Origin of the sequence: Streptomyces albireticuli, assembly GCF_002192455.1 — a bacterium.
GTDB lineage: Bacteria > Actinomycetota > Actinomycetes > Streptomycetales > Streptomycetaceae > Streptomyces > Streptomyces albireticuli_B.
The window spans coordinates 2530580-2554456 of sequence record NZ_CP021744.1 but is presented as its reverse complement, the minus strand read 5'-3'; the positions used below and the strand labels follow the sequence as shown (position 1 = coordinate 2554456).

20 protein-coding genes are annotated in these 23877 nt (G+C 71.6%); 7 read left to right on the top strand and 13 right to left on the bottom strand.

Features of this window, described 5'->3' with window-relative positions; translation table 11 throughout:
• Positions 1–20: 20 nt before the first annotated feature.
• From pyk to pta, 3 genes are all read right to left on the bottom strand, one after another.
• Positions 21–1445, bottom strand: coding sequence for a pyruvate kinase (gene pyk / locus SMD11_RS10570; RefSeq protein ID WP_087926210.1), 1425 nt, complete (start codon positions 1443–1445; stop codon positions 21–23).
• Between the two features lie 72 nt (positions 1446–1517).
• Positions 1518–2729, bottom strand: coding sequence for an acetate kinase (locus tag SMD11_RS10565; protein WP_087926209.1), 1212 nt, complete (start codon positions 2727–2729; stop codon positions 1518–1520).
• A gap of 142 nt (positions 2730–2871) precedes the next feature.
• Entirely contained in the window at positions 2872–4950 is a 2079-nt protein-coding gene (gene pta, locus SMD11_RS10560; protein WP_087926208.1) for a phosphate acetyltransferase, read from the bottom strand.
• A 366-nt stretch (positions 4951–5316) separates the two neighbouring features.
• On the opposite strand from pta, the gene SMD11_RS10555 reads away from it, so the two are divergent.
• The 3 genes from SMD11_RS10555 to SMD11_RS10545 all read left to right on the top strand — a co-directional run bounded on the left by SMD11_RS10555 (position 5317) and on the right by SMD11_RS10545 (position 8055).
• Positions 5317–6342, top strand: a complete 1026-nt coding sequence (locus SMD11_RS10555) for an ATP-dependent 6-phosphofructokinase (RefSeq protein ID WP_087926207.1) — start codon at positions 5317–5319, stop codon at positions 6340–6342.
• Between the two features lie 432 nt (positions 6343–6774).
• Positions 6775–7155, top strand: a complete 381-nt coding sequence (gene melC1, locus SMD11_RS10550) for an apotyrosinase chaperone MelC1 (RefSeq protein WP_087926206.1) — start codon at positions 6775–6777, stop codon at positions 7153–7155.
• 42 nt (positions 7156–7197) lie between these two features.
• Positions 7198–8055 carry a tyrosinase family protein gene (locus SMD11_RS10545; protein ID WP_087926205.1) on the top strand — a complete coding sequence of 286 codons (858 nt, stop codon included), beginning with the start codon at positions 7198–7200 and terminating at the stop codon, positions 8053–8055.
• Between the two features lie 151 nt (positions 8056–8206).
• On the opposite strand, the gene SMD11_RS10540 is transcribed toward SMD11_RS10545, so the two are convergent.
• Positions 8207–8632, bottom strand: coding sequence for a MarR family winged helix-turn-helix transcriptional regulator (locus SMD11_RS10540; RefSeq protein ID WP_234365992.1), 426 nt, complete (start codon positions 8630–8632; stop codon positions 8207–8209).
• A gap of 129 nt (positions 8633–8761) precedes the next feature.
• On the opposite strand from SMD11_RS10540, the gene SMD11_RS10535 reads away from it, so the two are divergent.
• Complete coding sequence (locus SMD11_RS10535; RefSeq protein WP_087926203.1) at positions 8762–9271, top strand: allene oxide cyclase barrel-like domain-containing protein; 510 nt, start codon at positions 8762–8764, stop codon at positions 9269–9271.
• Positions 9272–9333: 62 nt separating this feature from the next.
• Positions 9334–9960, top strand: coding sequence for an NAD(P)-dependent oxidoreductase (locus tag SMD11_RS10530; RefSeq protein WP_087926202.1), 627 nt, complete (start codon positions 9334–9336; stop codon positions 9958–9960).
• Between the two features lie 230 nt (positions 9961–10190).
• Here the strand turns inward: SMD11_RS10530 and SMD11_RS10525 are convergent, their stop codons facing one another.
• From SMD11_RS10525 to SMD11_RS10490, 8 genes are all read right to left on the bottom strand, one after another.
• Positions 10191–11066, bottom strand: coding sequence for an NAD(P)-dependent oxidoreductase (locus SMD11_RS10525; protein WP_087926201.1), 876 nt, complete (start codon positions 11064–11066; stop codon positions 10191–10193).
• Positions 11067–11282: 216 nt separating this feature from the next.
• The gene (locus tag SMD11_RS10520) at positions 11283–13811 is read right to left on the bottom strand and encodes an ABC transporter permease (protein ID WP_087926200.1); all 2529 of its coding nucleotides are present in this window, start codon (positions 13809–13811) and stop codon (positions 11283–11285) included.
• 113 nt (positions 13812–13924) lie between these two features.
• Positions 13925–14707, bottom strand: coding sequence for an ABC transporter ATP-binding protein (locus SMD11_RS10515; RefSeq protein WP_087926199.1), 783 nt, complete (start codon positions 14705–14707; stop codon positions 13925–13927).
• Positions 14708–15197: 490 nt separating this feature from the next.
• The gene (locus SMD11_RS10510; RefSeq protein WP_234365991.1) at positions 15198–16196 is read right to left on the bottom strand and encodes an AraC family transcriptional regulator; all 999 of its coding nucleotides are present in this window, start codon (positions 16194–16196) and stop codon (positions 15198–15200) included.
• A 266-nt stretch (positions 16197–16462) separates the two neighbouring features.
• Positions 16463–17305: a carbohydrate ABC transporter permease gene (locus SMD11_RS10505; protein ID WP_087926198.1), complete on the bottom strand. Its 843-nt coding sequence runs from the start codon at positions 17303–17305 to the stop codon at positions 16463–16465.
• 87 nt (positions 17306–17392) lie between these two features.
• Complete coding sequence (locus tag SMD11_RS10500; RefSeq protein WP_087926197.1) at positions 17393–17902, bottom strand: RICIN domain-containing protein; 510 nt, start codon at positions 17900–17902, stop codon at positions 17393–17395.
• Positions 17903–18114: 212 nt separating this feature from the next.
• Entirely contained in the window at positions 18115–19188 is a 1074-nt protein-coding gene (locus tag SMD11_RS10495) for a cobalamin-independent methionine synthase II family protein (RefSeq protein ID WP_087926196.1), read from the bottom strand.
• Positions 19185–19613: a hypothetical protein gene (locus SMD11_RS10490; RefSeq protein WP_087926195.1), complete on the bottom strand. Its 429-nt coding sequence runs from the start codon at positions 19611–19613 to the stop codon at positions 19185–19187. Before SMD11_RS10490 ends, SMD11_RS10495 begins: the two co-directional genes overlap by 4 nt.
• Before the next feature lie 339 nt (positions 19614–19952).
• Between SMD11_RS10490 and SMD11_RS10485 the strand changes: the two genes are divergently transcribed.
• Positions 19953–20483, top strand: a complete 531-nt coding sequence (locus SMD11_RS10485) for an EF-hand domain-containing protein (RefSeq protein WP_234365990.1) — start codon at positions 19953–19955, stop codon at positions 20481–20483.
• 96 nt (positions 20484–20579) lie between these two features.
• Here the strand turns inward: SMD11_RS10485 and SMD11_RS10480 are convergent, their stop codons facing one another.
• Entirely contained in the window at positions 20580–22244 is a 1665-nt protein-coding gene (locus SMD11_RS10480) for a M4 family metallopeptidase (RefSeq protein ID WP_087926193.1), read from the bottom strand.
• 821 nt (positions 22245–23065) lie between these two features.
• Here SMD11_RS10480 and SMD11_RS10475 point away from each other — a divergent pair.
• Complete coding sequence (locus tag SMD11_RS10475) at positions 23066–23776, top strand: AfsR/SARP family transcriptional regulator (RefSeq protein ID WP_159395280.1); 711 nt, start codon at positions 23066–23068, stop codon at positions 23774–23776.
• Positions 23777–23877 lie beyond the last annotated feature (101 nt).

The following is a 23877-nucleotide window of genomic DNA, read 5'->3' as shown; positions in this document are numbered from 1 at the left end:
TACGTACCGGGGCGCGCGGACTAGCGGCTCTCGCCCAGGTGGTGCACCCGCACCATGTTGGTGGTGCCGGGGACACCGGGCGGGGAGCCCGCCGTGATGATCATGGTGTCGCCCTCGCTGTAGCGCTTGAGCTTCAGCAGCTCGGCGTCGACCAGGTCGACCATGGCGTCCGTGTTGTCCACGTGCGGCACGACGAAGGTCTCGACGCCCCAGCTCAGCGCGAGCTGGTTGCGGGTCGAGGCGTCCGTGGTGAAGGCCAGGATCGGCTGGGCCGTGCGGTAGCGGGACAGACGGCGGGCGGTGTCACCGGACTTGGTGAAGGCGACCAGCGCCTTACCGCCCAGGAAGTCCGCGATCTCGCAGGCCGCGCGGGCGACGGAGCCGCCCTGCGTGCGCGGCTTCTTGCCCGGGACCAGCGGCTGGAGACCCTTGGAGAGCAGCTCCTCCTCGGCGGCCTGGACGATCTTGGACATCGTCTTGACCGTCTCGATCGGGTACGCGCCCACGCTGGACTCGGCGGAGAGCATGACCGCGTCGGCGCCGTCGAGGATGGCGTTGGCGACGTCGGACGCCTCGGCGCGGGTCGGCCGCGAGTTGGTGATCATCGACTCCATCATCTGGGTCGCGACGATCACCGGCTTGGCGTTGCGGCGGCAGAGCTCGATGAGGCGCTTCTGCACCATCGGGACCTTCTCCAGCGGATACTCCACCGCGAGGTCACCACGGGCCACCATCACACCGTCGAACGCCATGACGACGTCCTGCATGTTGGCGACGGCCTGGGGCTTCTCGACCTTGGCGATGACCGGCACCCGGCGGCCGACCTCGTCCATGACGCGGTGGACGTCCAGGACGTCCTTGGCGTCGCGGACGAAGGACAGCGCGACCATGTCGCAGCCCATCGCCAGGGCGAACTTCAGGTCCTCGATGTCCTTCTCGGACAGCGCCGGGACGTTCACCGCCGCGCCGGGCAGGTTGATGCCCTTGTGGTCGGAGATGACACCGCCCTCGATGACGATGGTGCGCACCCGCGGACCCTCGACCTCGGTGACCCGGAGCTCGACGTTGCCGTCGTTGATCAGGATCTGGTCGCCCTTGGAGACGTCGCCGGGCAGGCCCTTGTAGGTGGTGCCGCAGATCGTCCTGTCGCCCGCGACGTCCTCGGTGGTGATGGTGAACTCGTCACCGCGCACCAGCTCCACGGGGCCGTCCGCGAAGGTCTCCAGACGGATCTTCGGGCCCTGGAGGTCGGCGAGGACGCCGACCGCGCGGCCGGTCTCCTCGACGGCCTTACGGAGACGGTGGTACCGCTCCTCGTGCTCCGAGTGGGTCCCGTGGCTCATGTTGAAGCGGGCCACGTTCATACCGGCCTCGATCAGCGTCTTCAGCTGCTCGAAGGAGTCGACGGCGGGGCCCAGGGTGCAGACGATTTTGGAACGGCGCATGGGGCAGATCCTATCGGTTTGTTTCGGAGCGGAATATTCGAGCTGTGGGAAAGACCGAGAGTCGGCCGGTGATCAAGCGCTGACCAGGGCGTAAGCCTGGGTGGCGATCTCCAGCTCCTCGTCGGTGGGCACCACGGCGACGGCGACCCGGGCGTACTCGGGCGAGATCAGCCGCGGCTCGTCGGCCCGCACGGCGTTGAGACCGGCGTCCACGGCCAGGCCCAGCTCCTCCAGGCCCGCGACGGCGGCCTCGCGCACCGGGGCGGCGTTCTCGCCCACACCGGCGGTGAAGGCCACGGCGTCGACCTTGCCGAGCACCGCGTAGTAGGCGCCGATGTACTTCTTCAGCCGGTGCACGTAGACGTCGAAGGCCAGCGCCGCGCGCTCGTCGCCCTCGTCGATGCGCCGGCGGATCTCGCGCATGTCGTTGTCGCCGCACAGACCGATCAGACCGCTCTTCTTGTTCAGGAGCGAGTCGATCTCGTCGACGGACATCCCGCCGTTGCGGGCCAGGTGGAAGATGACCGCCGGGTCGATGTCACCCGAGCGGGTGCCCATGACCAGGCCCTCCAGCGGGGTGAGGCCCATGGAGGTGTCCACGCAGCGGCCGCCGCGCACGGCCGAGGCCGAGGCGCCGTTGCCCAGGTGCAGAACGATCACGTTGACCTCGGAGGGGTCCTTGCCCAGCAGCTTGGCGGTCTCGCGGGAGACGTAGGCGTGCGAGGTGCCGTGGAAGCCGTAGCGGCGGATGCGGTGGGCGTCCGCGGTCTCCACGTCGATCGCGTAGCGGGCGGCCGACTCCGGCATCGTCGTGTGGAAGGCGGTGTCGAAGACCGCGACCTGCGGGAGGTCGGGGCGGAGCGCCTGGGCGGTGCGGATGCCCGTGATGTTGGCGGGGTTGTGCAGCGGCGCCACCGGGATCAGCCGCTCGATCTCCGCGACGACCTCGTCCGTGATCACGGTCGGGGCGGTGAACTTCTGGCCGCCGTGCACGACCCGGTGCCCGATCGCGGCGAGCTCCGGCGAGTCCAGGCCCAGCCCGTCCGCGGCCAGCTCCTGGGCGACGGCCTTCAGCGCGGCCTCGTGGTCGGCGATCGGCGCCTCCTTCTCGCGCTTGTCGCCGCCCGTGGCGAGCGGGGTGTGCGCGAGGCGGGAGGTCTCCTCACCGATGCGCTCCACCAGACCGACGGCCAGCCGGGCGCCGTCGGCCATGTCGAGCAGCTGGTACTTGACGGACGAGGAGCCGGAGTTGAGGACGAGGACGCGGGTGGGGTTGGCAGTCATGAAGGGCTTTCCGGGTCGGTTGTGGGGGATGTGGGGCGTGGGGGCGGTGGCGGTCACTGCCGGCCCCGGGGCCACGGCGGTCACCGCGGCCCCGGGGCCGGTCGTACGGGGGCCGGGCAGCCCCCGTACGACCGTACGGGTGTCAGGCGCGCTGCTCACCCTGCGCCTGGATGGCCGTGATGGCCACGGTGTTCACGATGTCCTGGACCAGGGCGCCGCGCGACAGGTCGTTCACCGGCTTGCGCAGACCCTGGAGGACCGGGCCGACCGCGACGGCGCCCGCCGAGCGCTGCACGGCCTTGTAGGTGTTGTTCCCGGTGTTGAGGTCCGGGAAGACCAGCACGGTGGCCTTTCCGGCGACCTCGGAGCCCGGCAGCTTGGTCGCCGCGACGGCGGCGTCGACGGCGGCGTCGTACTGGATCGGGCCCTCGACCTTGAGGTCGGGACGGCGCTCCCGGACGAGCTCGGTGGCCCGGCGGACCTTGTCGACGTCCGCGCCGGACCCGGAGGTGCCGGTGGAGTACGACAGCATCGCGATCCGCGGCTCCACCCCGAACTGGGCGGCGGTCGCGGCGGACTGGATGGCGATGTCCGCGAGCTGCTCGGCGTTCGGGTCCGGGTTGACGGCGCAGTCGCCGTAGACGAGGACCCGGTCGGCCAGGCACATGAAGAAGACCGAGGAGACGATCTGCGCGCCCGGCGCGGTCTTGATGACCTCGAAGGCCGGGCGGATGGTCGCCGCGGTGGAGTGCACCGCGCCGGAGACCATGCCGTCGGCCAGGCCCTCCTGGACCATCAGCGTGCCGAAGTACGACACGTCGGCGACGACGTCGTGCGCCAGCTCGACGGTCATGCCCTTGTGGGCGCGCGCCTTCGCGTAGAGCTCCGCGAAGCGCTCGCGCAGCGGCGAGGTGTGCGGGTCGATCAGCTGCGCCTCGGCCAGGTCGATGCCCAGCTCCCCGGCGCGCTTGCGGATCGCCTCCTCCTCGCCCAGCAGGGTGAGGTCGCAGACGTCACGGCGCAGCAGCACGTCGGCGGCGCGCAGCACGCGCTCCTCGGTGCCCTCGGGCAGCACCACCCGGCGGCGGGCGGAGCGGGAGCGCTCGATCAGCTCGTGCTCGAACATCATCGGGGTGACGCGGCCGGAGCGGGCCACGGAGATGCGGTTCGTCAGCTCCGCCGTGTCCACGTGCCGCTCGAAGAGGCCGAGGGCCGTCTCCGCCTTGCGCGGCGAGGCGGCGTTGAGCTTGCCCTCGACCGCGAAGAGCTCGGTGGCGGTCGGGAAGGACTTGCCCGGCACGGAGATCACCGGGGTGCCGGGGGCGAGCCGGCCCGCCAGCGCCAGGATGTCCGCCGTCGGCCGCTCGTCCAGGGTGAGCAGCACACCGGCTATCGGCGGTGCGCCCGCGCTGTGCGCGGCCAGCGCGCCGATGATCAGATCGGTGCGGTCGCCGGGGGTCACGACCAGGCAGCCGTCGGTCAGGGCTGGCAGGAAGACCGGGAGCATCGCGCCGCCGAAGACGAAGTCCTTCACGTCGCGGGCGAGCCCGGCGTCGTCGCCGAGCAGCACCTCGGCGCCCAGCTTGCGGACGATCTGGCCCACGGTCGGCGCGGAGAGCGAGGCGTCCTCGGGCAGCGCGTAGCAGGGCACCGGCAGGCTGGTGGCGAGCTCGGCGACGGCCTCGCGGTCGGCCGGGGCCACTCGGTTGACGACGAGCGCGACGACGTCGCAGCCCAGCGCCTCGTAGGCGCGGTAGGCGTTGCGGGCCTCGGCGCGGACGGCCTCGGCCTCCTGGTCCTGACCGCTGACCACGGTGATCACCGAGGCGCCGAACTCGTTCGCCAGCCGCGCGTTGAGCGCCAGCTCGTCCGGGACGCTGGTGTCGGCGTAGTCGGTGCCCAGCACCAGCACGTACTCGTACTCCCGGGCCACCGCCAGGAAGCGCTCCACCAGGGCCGAGACCAGCTCGTCCGTGCCGCGCTCGGCCTGGAGGGCGGACGCCTCGCCGTAGCTCAGGCCGTACACGGTCTCCGGTGACTGGCCGAGCCGGTAGCGGGACCGCAGCAGGTCGAAAAGCCGGTCCGGGCCGTCGCCGTGGACGAGCGGGCGGAAGACGCCCACCCGGTCCACATGGCGGGTGAGGAGCTCCATGACTCCCAGCTCGATGACCTGGCGGCCGTCACCCCGGTCGGTCCCGGTCACGTACACGCTGCGCGTCACGCGTGCTCTCCTTGCTCCATCGCCGTGTTCATGCGGTTCAAAAATTACCCGTTATGGTGGGCTTGCCCTCTTGACAATACCTGCGCCGCTGGTTAAGGCGCGCGTCAGTGCCCTCGACGGGGCGCCCCGGATCCTCCGCAGCGGCTCCGTGCCTGGTCAGGGACTTTCTCTGACGGAAGCCACGGCCGGTTCGGTTCCGTGCCGGCTGTGGGCCGGGCCCGGGCCGGACGCCTCCAGCCCCCCGGCGCGGGGCCGGCCGGGGTCCGGCCTGAGGCAGGATTACCGGGGGTTGCGCCACTACCCCCCGGCCCGTGAAACAATCGGTTCGGCTCACATGTACCAGTAGCGAGCAGGAGACACAGCCAGATGCGCATCGGAGTTCTCACCGCAGGCGGCGACTGCCCCGGCCTGAACGCTGTCATCCGCTCGGTCGTGCACCGTGCGGTCGTCGGCCACGGTGATGAGGTCATCGGCTTCGAGGACGGCTTCAAGGGCCTGCTCGACGGCCGGCACCGCAAGCTGGACCTGGAGGCCGTCAGCGGCATCCTGGCCCGCGGCGGCACCATCCTCGGCTCCTCGCGCCTGGAGCGCGCCCGGCTCCGCGAGGCCTGCGAGAGCTCCAAGGAGCTCGCCCGCGACCTGGGCATCGACGTGCTGATCCCGATCGGCGGCGAGGGCACGCTCACCGCGTCCAAGATGCTCTCCGACGCGGGCCTGCCGGTGGTCGGCGTCCCGAAGACCATCGACAACGACATCTCCTCCACGGACCGCACCTTCGGTTTCGACACGGCCGTCGGTGTCGCCACCGAGGCCATCGACCGCCTCAAGACCACCGCCGAGTCGCACCAGCGCGTCATGGTCGTCGAGGTCATGGGCCGGCACGCCGGCTGGATCGCGCTGGAGTCCGGCATGGCCGGCGGCGCCCACGGCATCTGCCTGCCCGAGCGCGCCTTCGACCCGGCGGACCTGGTCAAGATGGTGGAGGAGCGCTTCGCCCGCGGCAAGAAGTTCGCCGTCATCTGCGTCGCCGAGGGCGCCCACCCGGCCGAGGGCTCCATGGACTACGCCAAGGGCGCCATAGACCAGTTCGGTCACGAGCGCTTCGCCGGCATCGGCACCAAGCTCGCGACCGAGCTGGAGCGCCGCCTGGGTAAGGAGGCCCGCCCGGTCATCCTCGGCCACGTCCAGCGCGGCGGCACCCCCACCGCGTACGACCGCGTGCTCGCCACCCGCTTCGGCTGGCACGCCGTCGAGGCCGCCCACCGGGGCGACTTCGGCAAGATGACGGCGCTGAAGGGCACCGACATCAAGATGGTGCCGCTCGCGGACGCCGTCACCGAGCTCAAGCGGGTCCCGGAGAACCGGATGGACGAGGCCGAGTCGGTCTTCTAGCCCGCCCGCAGGTCTTCGACAGGCCCCCGCCGACCAGGTCGGCGGGGGCTTCGTCATTTCGTGAGGCATGCCACGTTTCGTCGATACGGCAGGAAAATATACCGAATTCAAGGCGGAGAGAAAGAGATCTTCCGCTCCGCTGCATGCCTTACCGCAGGTTATTTATGCAGAGTGTTTTTGTTTAATACACCCTCATATTGGCTTTATCTCGCCACATGTCCGGCTCTTCCCTCAGGTCTGTTACGTTCTTGATCATCTGCGGCGCGCCCACCGGGTCCGCCGCACGCGCCGATCGGGGGGATCGGGGGGATCGGCGGTCACGGCCCAGGTGCCGAAGCATGCCGCGCACGCCTTGCGCACCCTCTCCGCCCGGCCGGAAGAAACGTTTCTTCTGAGGGGGGTCCTCAGAGCGTGAACACAAGGGGGAACCGGGTGTCCGACCTCACCCGCCGCCGCATGCTGGGCCGTACGGCCGCGGTGGCCGCAGGATTCGCACTGGTGGCACCGGCCGCGCAGGCCATGGCCGCGGACGGCGCCACGTCCGCCGCCGGGCACGAGCACGACCACCACACCGGTGGCGGCCACCAGCCGTTCGACGAGGTCTACGAGGGCCGTCGCATCGAGGGCCGGCTCACCGCCGGCGGCGGCCACCACGACTTCGGCATCGCCGTGTTCGTCGACGGGCGCCCGCTGCACATCATGCCGCGCGGCAACGGCTGGATCAGCGTCATGAACCACTACGAGGTCTTCGACTCGCCGTACGAGGTGACGCGCGCCGCCGTGCGCGCGCTGCGTGGCGTCAACCTCGTCTGAGCTCGTCCCTTCGTTCGTGACACGGTAAAGGTCTGAATTTTTATGGCAGTTCGCAAGAACCAGGCAAAGCTGAGCAAGGCCGAGCGGCGCGACTTCGTCGAGGCCCTGCTGGAGCTCAAGCGCCGCGGCGGTTACGACAAGTACGTCGAGATCCACGACCGCTTCGTGATGAGCGACCTGGACGACCAGGAGCGCACGGGCCACGTCTCCCCGTCGTTCCTCCCCTGGCACCGCCAGTTCCTGCTCGACTTCGAGCGGGACCTCCAGTCCGTCAACCCGGCGGTCACGCTGCCGTACTGGGACTTCACGGTCAACCGCTCGCTGTCCGACCCGATCTTCGCCCCCGACTTCCTGGGCGGCACCGGCCGGGAGCGGGACGCCCAGGTCATGGACGGTCCGTTCGCCTACAGCGGCGGCCGCTGGCCGATCTACTTCAAGGCCGACGAGCGCCCCTTCCTGATGCGCGAGATCGGCAAGAACAAGGGGACGCCGCAGCTGCCCACGGCCGCCACGGTCGAGGCCGCGCTGGCCGCCCCGTACTACGACGAGGCGCCCTGGAACTCCACCTCCAAGGCCGGTTTCCGTAACCTCGTCGAGGGCTGGGCCAACGGCAACACCGGCCCGCACAACGCCGTCCACCGCTGGATCGGCGGCCACATGAACACGGGGATGTCGCCCAACGACCCCGTCTTCTGGCTGCTCCACTGCTTCATCGACAAGCTGTGGGCGGACTGGCAGAAGCGCCACCCGAAGGTGCCCGCGTACCTGCCGGTCGAGCCGGTCAAGGACATCGTCGCCCTGAACCAGCCGATGAAGCCGTGGATCGAGCAGGGCAAGCGGGTCGTCCCGGCCGACCTCATCGACCACAAGAAGTTCTACAAGTACGACACCGACGTGTAGTCGGTGGCCGGGGCCCGAGGGGGGGCTTCGGGTGCGCCGTACCGCGGAAGCGGTGCGGCGCACCGCTGTTTTTCCCGGGTGCCCGGGTCCGGGGCGGGGGCCCGATGTCGCCCGCGTGCCCGCGTGTCTGTGTGCGCACACGCCCACGCGCCTACGCGTCGCCGTCCCGCAGCAGCCGCAGCACCCGTTCGAACGCGCGCCGGTCCTCCTCCGACAGCCGGCCGCTCACGTGCGTGCGCAGGTGCGCGAGATGCCGTGACAGCGCCCGGTCCAGGGCCTTCTCGCCCGCCGGTGTCAGCACCGCCAGCGCGGCCCGCCGGTCGTCCGGGTCCGGTTCGCGGCGGATCAGCTCCGCCTCCTCCATGCGGTCCGCGAGCCGGGTGAAGCCGCCCGAGCTGAAGGCCACCGCGGTCGCCAGGTCGCTCATCCGCAGGGCGTGGCCGGGGGTCCGGCCCAGGCGCAGCAGTACCTCGAACCAGGTGTCCGGTACCCCGAGATCCTCGTGGACCAGCGGTTTCAGTCGGCTGAAGGCCTCCACGAACAGGCCGTACAGCGTCACGTCGTCGTCATTCAGCATGCGCTCCTTCACCCCACCAGGGTCGCAGAAAGCCACCCGACGGCAGAACCTTCCCTTGCAGTATCTGCTTCGGCAGACATATTGTCTGCCGAAGCAGATATTTCTTTTCGCAAGGTTTGGAGTCCGATCATGCGCAAGCGCGCGCTTCCCGCCCTGGGTCTCACCGTCGCCGCCGCCGGTATCGCCGGTGCCGCCCTCGCCCTGAGCCCGGCCACCGCGGGCGCCGCGAGCCCCGCGTACACCGGCCCGCGCACGGTCACGATCGAGGCCGTCGAGCGCGGCACCTCGATCAACATGGTCGACGTCGCCCCGGCCGACTCGGCACTCGGCGACCAGCTGATCGGCACCGGCGACCTCGTCGGCACCGACGGCCGCACCCTCGGGACCAGCAGCTTCCAGGGCATCTCCACCGACGCCGAGCCGCGTACGTCCGAGATGCTGACCTTCGTCTACGACCTGGGCGACGGCAACAAGATCACCACGTCGGGCACCGCGAAGCTGAACGCCAAGGGCCCGGTCTTCGACGAGCAGTTCGCCATCACCGGCGGCACCGGCAAGTACAAGAACGCCCGCGGCCAGGTGCGCGTGCTCCAGGAGACGGTGGAACAGGCGAAGGTCACCTTCGACATCCAGCTCTGACCCCGTCCGGCCGGCCGCCGGCCGTGACCACTCCCGACCCGTACGACTTGGAGAAACCCCGCATGACCACCTCCGTCAAGCTCACGGTCCTCGGCGCCACCGGCATGGCGGGCAGCCGCATCGTGGCCGAGGCGCTCACCCGCGGCCACGCCGTGACCGCCGTCGCCCGCAGCCACGACGAGCAGGCCCCGGCCCGGGACGGCCTGCGCCGGGTGTCCGCCGACGTCGCCGGCGCCGTGCCGGCCCCGGAGCTGCTGGACGGCGCGGACGTCGTCGTCAGCGCGCTCCCGGCCCGGACCGTGCTGCCGCTGCTGCCCGAGCTCGTCACCGCGGCGGGCGGCACCCGCCTGGTCTTCGTCGGCGGCGCCGGCAGCCTGCGCCTTCCGAACGGCGAGCGCGTCATCGACCAGCCCGGCTTCCGCGACGAGTGGAAGCCCGAGGCGTCCGCGCACGTCGAGCTGCTGGACGCGCTGCGCGCCCTGCCCGAGGGCGTGGACTGGACCTTCCTGAGCCCGTCGGCGCTGTTCCTGCCCGGCGAGCGCACGGGGACGTTCCGGCTCGGCGGCGACGACCTGCTGACCGACACCGAGGGCGCGTCCCGCATCTCGGGCGAGGACTACGCCGTCGCGCTGCTGGACGAGGTGGAGACGCCCGCGCACCGGCGCGCGCGCTTCACCGTGGGGTACTGACCGGGGGACCGGTCGAAGGGTTCCGGGGGGCGAGGCCGCAGGAGGGGGCGGCCTCGCCCCCCGGACGCATGCCCGGGGGAAGTGGCGGTGCGGGGTGGTCCGTGCGGCGGGGGCGTACGGGCCGCTCCGTACGGCCGGGGGGTACGGGCCGCTCGCGTGGTGGAACCGCGGGACGGGTTCTCGCGGCGGACCGGCGCGGCGGGTTCGTACAACGAATGCGTACGACGGGGTCACGCCGGCTTCGTCAGGAGCCCCACGATCCCCGTCACGTCACCCGCCCCGCCGCCCTCCGCGACCAGCCGGTCCAGCAGCGGCCGCAGCGGCGCGATCAGCTCCCCGCTGACCCCCTGGTCCTCCGCCGTCCGCAGGAGGTTGCCGAAAGCCGCCGCCTGCATCGCCGCGTTGGAGACGACGCCGTCCGTGTAGTCGCCCGACTCGGCCTGCTCGGCCATGTGCGGGATCGCGGTCGCCATCGCGCCGATCCAGCCCGTCAGCAGCGGCGCGAACTCCGCCGCCGGCACCTGCTCCGTGCCGACCAGGGCCAGGGCGTGGAAGACGCCCGCGAACATCCCGTACATCCCGCTCAGCAGCGCGATGTCGTAGAGCGCGGCCAGCCCCGCGTCCGCGCCGACGAAGCGCGCCGCGCCGAGCCGCTCCAGCGCCGGCCGGTGGGCCGCGAAGGCGTCCTCCGCGCCGCTGTAGAGGACGAACGCCTGGTCGGTGCCGATGCCCGGCGGTACGGCCATGATCCCGCCGTCGACGTAGGCGATGCCGTGCGCGGCCGCCCACCCGGCCGTCGCGCGCGCCTGTGCCGGGGTGCCGTTGGTGAGGTTGACGAGGGTGCGCCCGGCGAGCTCCGCCGCGACCGGGTCCAGCGTCTCGTGGACGGAGGCGTCGTCCAGGAGGCAGACGACCACCAGCTCGCTCGCGGTGACGGCCGCCGTGACGTCGGCGGCGCGGGCCGCGCCGAGGGCGACGAGCGGGTCGGCCTTGCCGGGCGTGCGGTTCCACACGGTCGTCGGGTGCCCGCCGGTCAGGAAGGCGGTGGCCAGGGCCTTTCCCATGGCGCCGAGGCCCAGGACGGAGACGGGGGAGTTGCTGCTCATGTACGTGCTCCTGAAGTGCGGTGATCGTGATCGTCGGAGGGGTTCGGCGCGCCCTCATCAGACTGCGCGACGCCGCGCGCCGCGCCAAGTACGCACAAAAAAGTGGGTGCTTACCCCGGGGTGGGTGCCGGGGCCGGGCACACGGAACGGCGGTGGGCCGGGACCCCTTCCGCAAGGGGTCCCGGCCCACCGCCGTCTGTCGTGCGTCCTCCGTGGCTACTGCGCCCCGATCGACTCCAGCATGTTGAGCTTCGCCGCCCGGCGGGCCGGCCAGACCGCGGCCAGCACGCCCACCGCGAGCGCGATCAGCAGGAACACGGCGATCCGGCCCCACGGCACGATCATCGAGTACTGCGGGAACGACGACCGCACCAGGTGCCCGCCGGACCAGGCCAGGAAGATGCCGACCCCGACGCCCAGCACCGCGCCGAACATCGCGATCATCACCGACTCCAGCCGCACCATCTGCTTGACGCCCGTGCGGGCCAGGCCGATCGCGCGCAGCATCCCGATCTCCCGGGTCCGCTCGAAGACCGACATGGCGAGGGTGTTGACGACGCCGACGACCGCGATCACGACGGCCATGCCCAGCAGCCCGTACATCAGGTAGAGGATGTCGTCGATGTTCCCGGCCTCCGAGCGGCGCAGGTCCTCCTGGCTCTGCACCTTGATGAGCGGGTTGCCGCCGAGGGTCTCCTTGATCTTGGCGCGGAGCTCGCCGGCCTTGCCGGGGGCGGCCTTCACCAGCACCTCGTCGTCACGCACCTTCTCCAGGTGCGGGTCCACCAGCGAGGGGGTGGCGAGGACGGCGGAGACGACGTCGTTCTTGGCGTAGACCGCGGCGACCTTCGGGGTGGCCTTCTCGCCGTCGTAGAAGTCCATCGGCAGAGGGGAACCGACCTTCAGGCCGCGGTCCTTGGCGTATTGGTCGGACACCGCGACGGTGCCCTTCCGCACGTCGGCGGGGGAGCCGCTGACGAACCGGATGTCCGCCACCTTACGGAGCGCCGTGAGGTCCGCGGCGTAGGCGAGCGCGGGGTCGTTCGAGGACTGGAAGCCGACCGAGCGCAGCGGGACCGCGGCGGTGACGCCGGGCTCCTTGGCGAGGGTCTTGGCGATGTCCGTGGACAGGCCGCCGAAGTTCGCCGACGTGACCTTGTAGTCGGCCGTCAGGTCCTGCTGGCCCATCTTCGCGACGCCGTGGTCGGCGGAGACGGCGACCACGGTCAGCCCGGTGATCAGGGAGAGGCCGATCATCAGGGCGGAGGCGGTCGCGGCGGTGCGGCGCGGGTTGCGCAGCGCGTTCTCCTTGGCGAGCTTGCCGCTGATGCCGGTCAGCCGGCCCGTCGCCTTGGCGAAGAGGTGGACGAACGGTCGCGAGAGCAGCGGGGCCAGGACGATGACGCCCGCCATCGTCAGGGCCGCGCCGGCCATGGCGATCTCCAGGCCGCCGCTGTCCTTGAGCGTGGTGATGTACAGCATGATCGCGACACCGGCGGCGGTCAGCAGGGCCCCGAGGGAGTTGCGCACCAGCAGGCCGCGGGGGGCCGGCGGCTGCTCCGCGGCGGCCAGCGCCTCCACGGGGGCGATCTTCGCGGCCTTACGGGAGGGCAGCCAGGCGGCCAGGACGGTCACCACGACGCCGACGGCGAGGGCGCTGAGCGCGGACACCGGCTCGATCACCAGCGGACCGTCGGGCAGGCTCGCCCCGGCCGAGTTCAGCACCGCGCGCAGGCCGGTGGCGACGCCGAGGCCCAGGACGAAGCCGGCGGCGGAGGCGACGAGGCCGAGCAGCCCGGCCTCGATCAGCACCGAGCGGACCACCTGGCGGCGGGACGCGCCCACCGCGCGGAGCAGGGCGATCTCCCGGCTGCGCTGGGCGATGAGCATGGTGAAGGTGTTGGCGATGATGAAGACGCCGACGAACAGGGCGATGCCCGCGAACGCCAGGAAGGTGTTGCGGATCGAGCTGGTCTCCTTGTCGATCGCCTTGGACTCCTCGGCCGCCAGCTCCTTTCCGCTCTGCGTCCGGAAGGCGTCCTTCGGCAGCGCCCGGCGGACCTCGGCGGTCAGCTTCTGCTGGTCGGTGCCGGGCTTCGCGACGACGATGAGCTCGCTGAACTGCCCCGGGGTGCCGAGGAGTTTCTGCGCGGTCGCGGTGTCGAAGAGCGCGAGGCTGCCGCCCGCGCTCACCTTCGGGTCGTCGGTCTCGGCGATGCCGACGAGCTTCTTGGTCATGACGGGCCCGTCGATGGCCAGCCGGACGGTGTCGCCCACCTTGGCGCCCGTCTTCGCGGCGGTCTTCGCGTCGAGGACGATCTCGCCCTCGGCGGCGGGGCCCCGGCCCTTGACGATCGGGTAGCGGCTGTCCTTGCCGTTCGCGCCGGGCACGAAGTTGGCGCCGGAGCTGCCCCACTCGCTGCCCGCCGGGTTGTTCTCCTTGTCGGCGACCATGACGGTGCCGCTCACGGACGGGCGTACGGAGGCCACGCCGGGCAGGGAGCGCACGGACTCGACCACGCGGGTGTCGAGGACGTCCTTCTCCTTGAGGGCGGACCGGCCGGTGGTGACGGAGACGGCGACGTCGTCGAGGCTCTTGGCCATCTTGTTGCGGTAGGCGCTGCCGACGGAGTCGCTGAAGACGAGGGTGCCGGAGACGAAGGCCGTGCCGAGGAGGACCGCGAGCGCGGTCATCATCAGCCGGGTCTTGTGCGCGAGGAGGTTGCGCAAGGCGGTACGGAACATGGGTGTGGTCTTGTCCAGGGTTCGTGGGGGCGAGCCGGGCGGTGGCGGGACGGCCGCGGGGCCGTGCGCGGGGCGGTGCGCGAAGGACGCGCGCGAGGCCGCGCGCGGGTGCCTCAGCTCGTACGGCCCTTGGCGTCGAAGCGCTTCATCCGGTCCAGCACCGCGTCCGCGGTGGGCTCGCGCATCTCGTCGACGACGCGTCCGTCGGCCAGGAAGATCACGCGGTCGGCGTAGGAGGCGGCGACCGGGTCGTGGGTGACCATGACGATCGTCTGCTGGAGGGCCCGTACGGACTCGTGCAGGAAGCCCAGGAGCTCGGCGCCGGAGCGGGAGTCGAGGTTGCCGGTCGGCTCGTCCGCGAAGATGATCTCGGGCCGGGCGGCGAGCGCGCGGGCCACGGCGACGCGCTGCTGCTGGCCGCCGGAGAGCTGGCTCGGGCGGTGCGCGAGGCGCCCGGAGAGGCCGACGGTGCCGACGACCATGTCCAGCCACTGCTGGTCGGGCTTGCGGCCCGCGATGTCCATGGGCAGTGTGATGTTCTCCAGCGCGGTCAGCGTCGGGAGCAGGTTGAACGCCTGGAAGACGAAGCCGATCCGGTCCCGGCGGAGCCGGGTCAGCTGCCGGTCGCCGAGCGAGGCCAGCTCGACGTCCCCGATCCGGGCGGACCCGGAGGAGACGGAGTCCAGCCCGGCCAGGCAGTGCATCAGCGTCGACTTGCCGGAACCGGACGGTCCCATGATCGCCGTGAACTCCCCCCGGCGGAACTCGACGGAGACCGAGTCCAGGGCGGTGACCCGGGTCTCGCCCTGCCCGTAGACCTTGCTCAGATCGGTGGCGCGGGCGGCGACGGCGCCGGTGGGGGCCTGGGCGAGCGGGAAAGCGGCCGCGTGGGACACGGGTCTCCTCCGGAGGGGTGGGATGGGACGTGGGGTGTGACAGACGTGTCCGGCGGGGGCCCGGGGACGGGCGCAATGGCCGGAATCGACTCCTCCAATTCTGTCGGGGCGGGGGGTGGGGGGCCTCAGCCGTACGGTCTGAATCGGGGGGTCGGCCGTAAGTCCGAGAGGGGGTGCGTCCGTAGTACTTGAGGGGGACGGGGTCGTTCTCAGGGGGCATGGGGGTGCCGCTGCGCGGGGCTTTTTCCCCACCCCGCCCCTTCCCGAATGTCCTCAAACGCCGGACGGGCTGAAATCAGCCCGTCCGGCGTTTGAGGACACCGCGCGGAGCGCGGAAAAGGGGGGCCCGGGGGCTTGCCCCCGGTTACGGGAAGGGGCGGGGCTGGGGAAGATCTCCCGGGCACGGGCACGGGCACGGGCCGACCGCCGTCTCCGTCGGCCCGCCGTCGCTACCGGCCCCGCCGCCCCGCCGCCGTCACCGTTCCCGCCGTCAGCCCCGCAGGGTCCGCGACGGCGCGTGCCCGTACACCCGCCGGTACTCGCCCGCGAACCGCCCCAGATTCCCGAACCCCCACCGGTACGCGACCTCCGCCACCGTCACGTCCGCCCGCCCCCGCGCGGCGAGCAGCTCCTGGTGGGCCCGGCCCAGACGTACCTCGCGCAGGTAGCCGAGCGGTGTCGTGCCCAGGTGGCGGCGGAAGGCCTCCTGGAGGGCGCGGGGGCTGACACGGCCCGCCGCGGCCAGGTCGGCGAGGGTCAGCGGCTGGTCGGCCCGTTCCTCGGCGGCCGCCATCGCCCGGCGCACGGCGGGGTGCGCGACCACGCCGGGCCGCTGCGCGTCCACCCCGTCGGTGACCAGCTGATGCGTCTCCATCAGCATCGCGGCCGTCGTCTGCGTCAGCTGCGAGGCCACGAGCGGGCTGCTCCGGGCGACGCCCTCGCCGAGCACCTCGCGGTGCACGGCGGCCGAGATGCCGGCCCAGCTGCGCGCGGCGCTCGGGGAGATCGCCCCGCTGAGGGTGAACCGGGCCCGTAACGGGCCTTCGACGCCGAGCAGGTCGGCCGCCGCCTGCTCGATGGTCTCGCGCGCCAGCCGGACCGTGGTCATCCGGGCGCCGGGGGCCCAGTGCACCTGGAACTTGCGGTACGGATCGAGGACGTACGTCTCGCCGGGCCCCACGACGCGCTCCTCCCGCCCGGGGGAGATGACCTTCACCCGCCCGCGCACCAGCTGGCACACCAGGAGGTACGAGTCCAGCGGCTGCGGCACCACCAGCGTCTCGGCCCCGTACTGGAGCCCGGAGACCGTCACCCCGGGGAAGCTGCCCTCCGCGTACCAGGCGGAGAACTCCTTGGGGTCGCCGAGCACGCTGAGCCGGTACGGGCTGTAGGCGGTACTGATGATCTCCCGCGTCTCGTCGAGATCATTGCTGAGGACGAGCGTGTGCATGTTGCCTGGGGCGTTGGGCCCCACGCCGGGTTCAGTCATGAGGCTTTCCTCGGGTGCCCGCGTTCTCCGGCCAGGAGCCGCGTTTGGCGAGTAGCCGACAGATGGCCCCGTTAGTACCGTTCTGCTTGGCCGCAGTCAAGGCAGGGGTTCTCCCCACAACGCTTTCGGGACAGCCCCGGCCGTGCGGTCACGGCCCTGGATACACGGGGGACATCCAGGGCCGTTCAACGGAGGGGTGCCCCGCCGTCCGCGGACAGACGGCGGGGTTTCTTCGCGCCCGGACGCGAACAGGGCACGTACGTGCGTCAGCCCTTGACCGCGCCGCCCAGGGTGAAGCCGCCGCCGAGCCTCCGCGAGATCAGCGCGTAGAGCAGGACCACGGGCGTGGAGTACAGGATCGAGAAGGCGGCCAACTGCCCGTACGTGACCTGCCCGTAGTCGCCGAAGAAGGTGAAGACCGTGACAGCGGCGGGCAGTTGCTCGGGGGAGAGCAGGAGCAGGAAAGGCACGAAGAAGTTGCCCCACATCAGCACGAAGCAGTAGATCGCGACGACGCCGACACCGGGCCCCATCAGGGGCAGCACCACGCGGGTGAGCGTCTGGAGCCACCCCGCGCCGTCGGTCCACGCGGCCTCTTCGAGCGTCTTCGGCACCCCGTCCATGAAGTTCTTCATCAGCCAGATGGCGAAGGGGAGTTGGGCGGTGGCCATGAACAGGGCCGTCCCGTACACCGTGTCGATCAGGTCGATCCGGACGAACAGGCCGTAGACCGGGACCATGACGGCGGTGATCGGCAGACAGGTCGAGAAGAGGATCGTCAGGAGATACGGGCGGTTGAACCGGGAACGGTAGCGGGACAGGGGATAGGCGGCGAGGGCGGCGCAACCGACGGTGAGGGCGGTGGCGCCGCCGCACAGCAGGAGGCTGTTGAGCATCGGGGTGAAGGTGATCTCGTCCGTCAGCACCGCCGAGAAGTTCTCGGCCGTCGGCCCGTCGGGCGCCTTCACCCGCAGCCCCGCCCCGGCGTCCACCGATGCCAGCAGCAGCCAGAGCAGCGGCAGCGCGAAGGAGGCGGCGACGACGAGGAGGGCGGCGTCGGCGGCGAGCCGGCGACGGGTGCGGCGGGAGGGTCTGGGGAGCGTGGGCATGGCACCTCCGTACGGAGCGGGGGTCGCTGCCGGGATACGTACCCACGCGGCGGGGCCGGGGCGCTCAGCGGCGGCCCGGCGGCGGCCCTATCCGGCGTGCCACTGCTGGTGCCCGGCACCGGCGACGCAGTCCCGGATCGTGACCGAGGCACCGGCCCACCAGTTCGCGTCGGTGATGGTCAGGCACCGGTGGTTGAGGTCCGTGTGCAGCTCGGTGCCGTTCCAGTGCCAGCCCTGGCGGGCCGGCCCGGAGCAGCTGTAGACCTGTACGGCGGCGCCGTTGTCGCCGTTGTCGAGCGCGGGTTCCAGGCACTTGCCGCCCAGATCGCTGCGGTACTGGTTGCCGTTGGGGGTCCAGCGCCGGCTGGGGGAGCCGTCGCAGTCGTACATCTGCACGGAGACGCCGTCGCCGGGGTTCAGGTGGGCGACGTTGAGGCATCTGTTGTTGTCGTTGGAGATGATCTGGACGCCGGCCGCCTTCGGCTCGGCCCGCTCTTCCCGGGTGGCGTCGGCGGACGCCGACGAGGTGCCGAGAACGCCGCCGATCACGAGCCCGGCGGCCGCCAGCAACCGCACCGAGCGGTACGTCAGTTCCATGTCTTTCCCCTCGGGGACGTGTGCACGGATGTCACGCACGCCTGAGGATGCCGTGGGTCTCGCGGAGTGGGAAGCCACCGGGTCTGGCGGGCCTGTTGTGACCGATAACCGACTCCTGGGGCGTGGGCGCCGAGGGGCCGTACCGCCGGCGCGGCGCCCGTGGGCCGCCGCGCCGGTACGGGGCCGGGTCCGTGTGAGGGCGCGGGTACGGGTCAGCCGGTCAGTTCGCGGGCGGCCAGGGCGGCGCCCTCCACCCGGGAGCGGATCTTGGCGAAGGCGGTCTCGCGAGAGGTGGAGGTGTCGTCGGCGAAGGGCGCGAAGCCGCAGTCGTCGCAGGTGCCCAGCCGGTCGACGGGCAGGTGGCGGGCGGCGGCGAGGACCCGGTCGCGGACCTCCTCGGGGGTCTCGACGCGCGGGTCGATCGGATCGGTGACGCCGACGAACACGCGGGCGTGCGCGGGCAGATGGTCGGCGAGTACGCCGAGCGCCTTGTCCGGGTCCGGCTCGCTCGCCAGCTGGACGTAGAAGACGCCGGCCTTGAGCCGCAGCAGCGCGGGCAGGAGGGCGGGGTACTCCACGTCGAGGCTGTGGGTGGAGTCCTGGTCGCCACCAGGGCAGGTGTGCACGCCGATCCGGGCCTGTTCGGCGGCGGAGAAACGTTCGAGCACACGGTTGTTGAGCGCGACGAACTGATCCAGCAGACCGCCGCCGGGGTCCAGCTTGAGCGCGAGGCGGGCCTCGGTGAAGTCGAGCTGGACGACGTGCGCGCCCGCGTCCAGGCAGCCGCGGATGTCGGCCTCGGCGCTGAGATCGTCGAGGAAGGCGTCGCGGGAATAGCCGTCGATGCCCTCCGGCGGGTAGAGCAGGCTGAGCGCCGAGGGGGCGATGACCGCCTGCTTGACGGGGACCGTCGCGTGCCGCTGGGCGGCCCGCAGATAGCGGTCGGCGTGCACGGCGTAGCGCAGCGGGCCCGAGACGAGACGGGGCAGCTGCCGCTGGTGGCCGTCGTCGAAGGGGATCACGACGCCGTAGGGCCCGAGGCCGTCCAGCCCGGTGAGCGGGTAGGTGGCGAAGCTGGGCTTGGACTGCTCGCCGTCGGTGACGACCGGCGAACCGATCTCCTCCAGGCGGCGGACGGTGTCGCGGACGGCGTCGTCCTGGGCGGCGGCGAGTTCGCCGTCGCCGATCCGGCCTTCGGCGTGGGCCGTCATGGCCGCGAGCAGTTCGGGCGGCCGGGGGACGCTGCCGATGGGCTCGGTGGGGATTCCCGCGGGGTTCGCGGTCATGGGCGGATCTCCAACTGGGCCCGGCCGTGGCTGCCGGTGAGACCGGAGGTGAGGCACTGGGTGGGCAACTGGCCGGGCAGCGCGGCAACGGTCCGGTGGGCCTCTTGTCCCTTGCCCCGCCCCGCCGTGACGTGCCCCGACAGCCTGAGGGTGAGAAGCCCGGCGGCGCGGCCGGTGGCGCCGTGGGTGTAGGCGATCTCCGAGCGCTCGCCGTCGGCGTACCGCACGGTCTCGGCGACATGGGAGCCGCCGGCCAGGGTGACGCAGGACGCGGCGGGGGAGACCCCGTCCAGGGTGCCGGTGGCCGCCACGGTGCGGCCGGGGCCGATGCCGCAGGTGTACCGGGCCTCCGCGTGGACGCGGGTCTCGCGGGGCTGGAGGGTGAGGGGTGGGTCGTATGTGCTGTCGCTGTCGCCGACGCACACGACGGCCTCTGTGTGCCGCCCGTCCTCATGGGCCTGACCGGCCGGCCCCCAGCCTTAGGACGCCCCCACCAGGACCAGCGAGCTCAACGCCACCGCCGTACCACGTCTGCCGATCATGCGCCCTCCAGGTCTCCGGATCCGCTACCGCCCCTGGCTACCCCGGTGATGCCTCCGGCCACCCCGGCCTTCGCAGCAGTCGCCCCGCGCGCGACCCCGCCCGTGCGCGGGTCGCACCTCGCGTGCCTCGCGGCGTGGCTGTGCGAGCCGCCGGGGGGGGAGGAACCGTGGACGGGGAACAGATAAGGGCATTGCGCAATGAATCCGATGAAAGGTGTCTCGATGAGCGGAACCGAAGCGAAGCGGCTCGTCTTCGCGATGCTGGACACGGACGGCGACGGCATCGTCTCGAAGGCCGAATACGCCGCGAGGGCCGAGCGGGTGGCCCTGGCCTCGGGCCGCACCCTGGACGACCCCATGGTCGCCGCCGCCCGCGCGGCCGGTGAGCGGGCCTGGAACGCGATGGACGCGAACGGCGACGGAGGGGTGACCTTCGAGGAGTGCGAGGCGTGGGCGGGCGCCGAGGCGTTCGACACGGTCTGCGAGCCGGTCCTGGCCGGCCTCTTCGACCTGGCCGACGGCGACGGGGACGGCGCGCTGACCCTCCCGGAGTTCCTGATGCTGCGGACGGCTCTGGGGAACCCGCCGCGCAACATCGCGGCGGCCTTCGAGGCGTTGGACGCGGACGGGGACGGGCGGGTGGGCCGGGACGACTATCTGGCGTCGATCCGCGCGCATGTGGCGGGGGAGAACTCGCCTGTGGGGAAGGCGCTTTATGAGAGGGGTGATGGGGTTCGCCCCGAGGGGCGGTGATTCCGGGTCCACTCTTTGGTCCGCCGGTCACGGCCCGGGGGTCGCCGCAGTGCCGCGTCGGTTCCGCGACCGGTGAGGCACTGCGGCGTTCACGGGTTATGCCTTGACGTTCACACCGGCCCAGGCGGCGTCCACGGCCTTGGCTTCGGCACTGTTCGCGCCGTAGAGGTCAGCGGCCGCCTTCAAGGTGCCCTCGCGGGCGCCGTGGTAGTCGGTGGTGGAGGTGAAGTAAGTGGTCAGTGCCCTGTACCAGATCTGCACTGCTTTGTCGCGGCCGATGCCCGTGACCGTGGAGCCGTCCACGGTCGGGCTGTCGTAGTGCACACCATTGATGTCCTTCGCGCCGCTTCCCTCGGACAGCAGGTAGAAGAAGTGGTTGGCGACACCGGATGAGTGGTGCACGTTGAGATCACCGATGCCGGGGCTCCAGTAGTCGGCCGAATGGCCGTCCCTGCTCGGCTTGTCCTGGTAGCGCCCGGGCTTGCCGTTGCCGAAGTAGTCGTTCTTCTCGAGGAGCAGGTAGTCGCCCTTGTCCTCCGCGTTGTTCGCGTACCACTCCACCGCGGTGCCGAAGATGTCCGAGGTGGCCTCGTTCAGGCCGCCGGATTCGCCGGAGTACTGCAGGTCCGCGGTGGCGGAGGTGACGCCGTGGCTGAACTCGTGGCCGACCACGTCGAGCTGGGTGAGCGGGTGCTGGTTGTTCCTGCCGTCGCCGTAGGTCATGGTGAAGGAGTCGTCGTCCCAGAAGGCGTTCTGGTAGGCGTCGCCGTAGTGGACGCGGGAGACGGGAGCCCGGCCGTCGTTCCTGATGCCGTTGCGGTGCAGGACGTTCTTGTAGAAGTCCCAGGTCTGGGCGGCGCCGTAGGCGGCGTCCACGGCGGCGGTCTGGTTGTCGGCGGGGCTGCCGGTGCCCCACTTGTTGTCCGCGTCGGTGAAGACGGTGCCCTTCCCCTTCGTGCGGTGCTTGAGGTCGACGGTGCTGGAACCACCGCGCACGCCGTCGATGAGGGAGTAACCCGTGGACGACTTGGTGGTGTTCAGTGCGACGGTGCCGCTGTACTGGCTGGCGCCGGAGCCGGTGGCGGGGACCTGTGAGCGGTCCGGTGCGGCCGCCCCGGAGCCGTCGTCGGGCGTGACGCCCTCGGCTATGTCGTTGATCAGCTGGATCTCGTACAGCTTCCTGCCGGTTTCGGCGTCGGTGATGACACGCAGTTTGCTCGGCGTGACACCGTCGTGCTGGGTGCCGGTGACGATGCTTTCATAGGCGAGGACGGGCTTGCCGCCGACGGCCCAGACGACCTTGCGGGGGGCGTCGCCGGTGGCCGCACCCGTGGTCTTCGCGGCCTTGGCCGTCTTGACCGCGGCGGACGTGGCGGCAGCCGGGGTCAGCTTCGGGTCGAGTGAGCCGATTCTGATGGGGGTCCTGACGGCCTTGGTGACGTCCTTGATGGTGCCGTCGGCGGCGCGGTGGACGACGAGGTCGCCGCCGACGACCGGAAGTCCGGCGTAGGTGCGCTCGTAGCGCGTGTGGACCGTCCCGTTGGCATCCTTGATGACGTCCTTGACGACCAACTCCTCCTGCGCGCCGAGGCCGAGCGCCTGGGCGGTGGCCGCGACGGACGTGCCGTCAGGGTGTTCCGCAGCGGCACCCGCCGATGCGGTGGCGGCACCGGCGGCGAGCAGGGCGCCGGTGAGGACGAAGACGCCGGATGTGAGAGCGAGACGACGGGCCCTGTCGCCGGCGGGGAAGAGTGAAGACATGCGGTTTCTCCGGAGAGTTATAGGGAGTGGGGCGGTTTTCGCCGCCTGTCCGTCCAGGGAGGGGAGGGACGGTTGAGGGGACACTCTCAGCCCATCGCACGCATGTCATATGACATATTGGCGATTTCGACCCCTTATTTCGATTTAGGGCTTGGTGCTTCACAGGAAGGACAAAGTCCTGATACGCGCCGACACGGGGAGCGCAGAAGCCTGCAACATGCCGCAAAGACGCCTTGCGGTGCGTACGGGGCCCCGGAGCACTCGGCCCCTTCGGCGGCATGCCGCTGAAGCCGTCCGCGTCTGAGCGGACGGGGGTGGTGGAGGCTGCCCGGGAAGGGCGCCTGTACGCGGCCGCGGAACTGGGCGAGCGACGAGGCGGCAACGGCGGTCGCCCGCCTAGTCGATGACGCCCGCGTCTGTGTGCCCGACCTCATGGGGAAGGAGGTCTGGTTCGCGCTGCGGGGCAGGTGAGGGTTGCCCGTGCTTGGTTCGCCGGATCGAGCCTCGGCGCGCGACGGGATTCCAGCCGTGCGCCCCCGAACCGGGCGTCCCCACCTATCCCTTGGCATCCCTCGACAAACCGGGCATCCTCAAGAAGGGCGCCGCACACGCGCGAACGCGCCCGGTTGGGGGGAACCATGTCCGGCATCAGAGGCGATACGGCGCACATCCCGGCACCACGCGAGTCCCCGCCGGAACGATCCGAACGACCCGAACAGCCCGAACGACCCGCACGAACCAACCCACCCACCCCACCCGACCGTCCCCACCTCACCCTCCGCCTCCTGGGCGGCTTCCGGCTCACCCGGGACGGCCACGACGTGACACTCCCCGCCGGCGCGCAGCGCCTCGTCGCCGTGCTCGCGCTACGCGGCCGGCTCGGCCGCAGCCGCCTCGCGGGCACCCTGTGGCCGGAGACGGAGCAGCACCGGGCCCTGGCGCGGCTGCGCACAACGATCTGGCGGGTCAACCGGGCGGCGCCGGGGCTGGTGTCCGGCACCGGCGCCCAGGTCGCCCTGGACGCCCGCGCGGACGTGGACGTGTCCGTGCTCGTCGACCACGCGCTGCGGGTGTTCCGGGGCGGGGAGGCCGACCCGGCCGCGGCCTGGTCCTCGGAGGGCGTGGGCGCGGACCTGTTGCCGGACTGGACGGACGAGTGGCTGACGGACGACCGCGAGCGGCTGCACCAGATGCGGCTGCACGTCATGGAGCGGATGGTCGAGAGCCTCTGCGAGGAGGGCCGGTTCGGGCTCGCCATCGAGATCGCGCTGCGGGTGGTGCGCGCCGACGTCCTGCGGGAGAGCGCCCACCGCGCGCTGGTGCGCGCCCATCTCGCGGAGGGCAACGTCGGCGAGGCCGTGCGCGCGTACGAGGCGTGTGTGGAGATCCTCCGGCGCGAGCTGGGGGTGGGGCCTTCCCGGGCGACGAGCGGACTGTTCGCGGACGACGCGGGCCGTGGGCACCTCGTGTGGACCGCCACGGCCTTCCGCGGCGGCCCCCGCACCCGTACGACCGCGCCCCCGGCCCGGTGAACCTACGACCCCGCGATCGGTGGCGCCCCTGAGGACGGGGACGCCGGCCCCCTGAGCGTACGACCGTGCCCCGCACCCCTCGAAGGGGTGCGGGGCACAGT

Coding starts and splice junctions, on each gene's coding strand:
- SMD11_RS10535 (WP_087926203.1), top strand. CDS start 8,762: ATGCGCAAGCGCGCGCTTCCCGCCCTGGGTCTCACCGTCGCCGCCGCC.
- SMD11_RS10510 (WP_234365991.1), bottom strand. CDS start 16,196: ATGACTGAACCCGGCGTGGGGCCCAACGCCCCAGGCAACATGCACACG.
- SMD11_RS10495 (WP_087926196.1), bottom strand. CDS start 19,188: ATGACCGCGAACCCCGCGGGAATCCCCACCGAGCCCATCGGCAGCGTC.
- SMD11_RS10555 (WP_087926207.1), top strand. CDS start 5,317: ATGCGCATCGGAGTTCTCACCGCAGGCGGCGACTGCCCCGGCCTGAAC.
- SMD11_RS10485 (WP_234365990.1), top strand. CDS start 19,953: ATGAGCGGAACCGAAGCGAAGCGGCTCGTCTTCGCGATGCTGGACACG.
- SMD11_RS10500 (WP_087926197.1), bottom strand. CDS start 17,902: ATGGAACTGACGTACCGCTCGGTGCGGTTGCTGGCGGCCGCCGGGCTC.
- SMD11_RS10505 (WP_087926198.1), bottom strand. CDS start 17,305: ATGCCCACGCTCCCCAGACCCTCCCGCCGCACCCGTCGCCGGCTCGCC.
- SMD11_RS10565 (WP_087926209.1), bottom strand. CDS start 2,729: ATGACTGCCAACCCCACCCGCGTCCTCGTCCTCAACTCCGGCTCCTCG.
- SMD11_RS10525 (WP_087926201.1), bottom strand. CDS start 11,066: ATGAGCAGCAACTCCCCCGTCTCCGTCCTGGGCCTCGGCGCCATGGGA.
- SMD11_RS10520 (WP_087926200.1), bottom strand. CDS start 13,811: ATGTTCCGTACCGCCTTGCGCAACCTCCTCGCGCACAAGACCCGGCTG.
- SMD11_RS10480 (WP_087926193.1), bottom strand. CDS start 22,244: ATGTCTTCACTCTTCCCCGCCGGCGACAGGGCCCGTCGTCTCGCTCTC.
- SMD11_RS10545 (WP_087926205.1), top strand. CDS start 7,198: ATGGCAGTTCGCAAGAACCAGGCAAAGCTGAGCAAGGCCGAGCGGCGC.
- pyk (WP_087926210.1), bottom strand. CDS start 1,445: ATGCGCCGTTCCAAAATCGTCTGCACCCTGGGCCCCGCCGTCGACTCC.
- SMD11_RS10530 (WP_087926202.1), top strand. CDS start 9,334: ATGACCACCTCCGTCAAGCTCACGGTCCTCGGCGCCACCGGCATGGCG.
- SMD11_RS10540 (WP_234365992.1), bottom strand. CDS start 8,632: ATGCTGAATGACGACGACGTGACGCTGTACGGCCTGTTCGTGGAGGCC.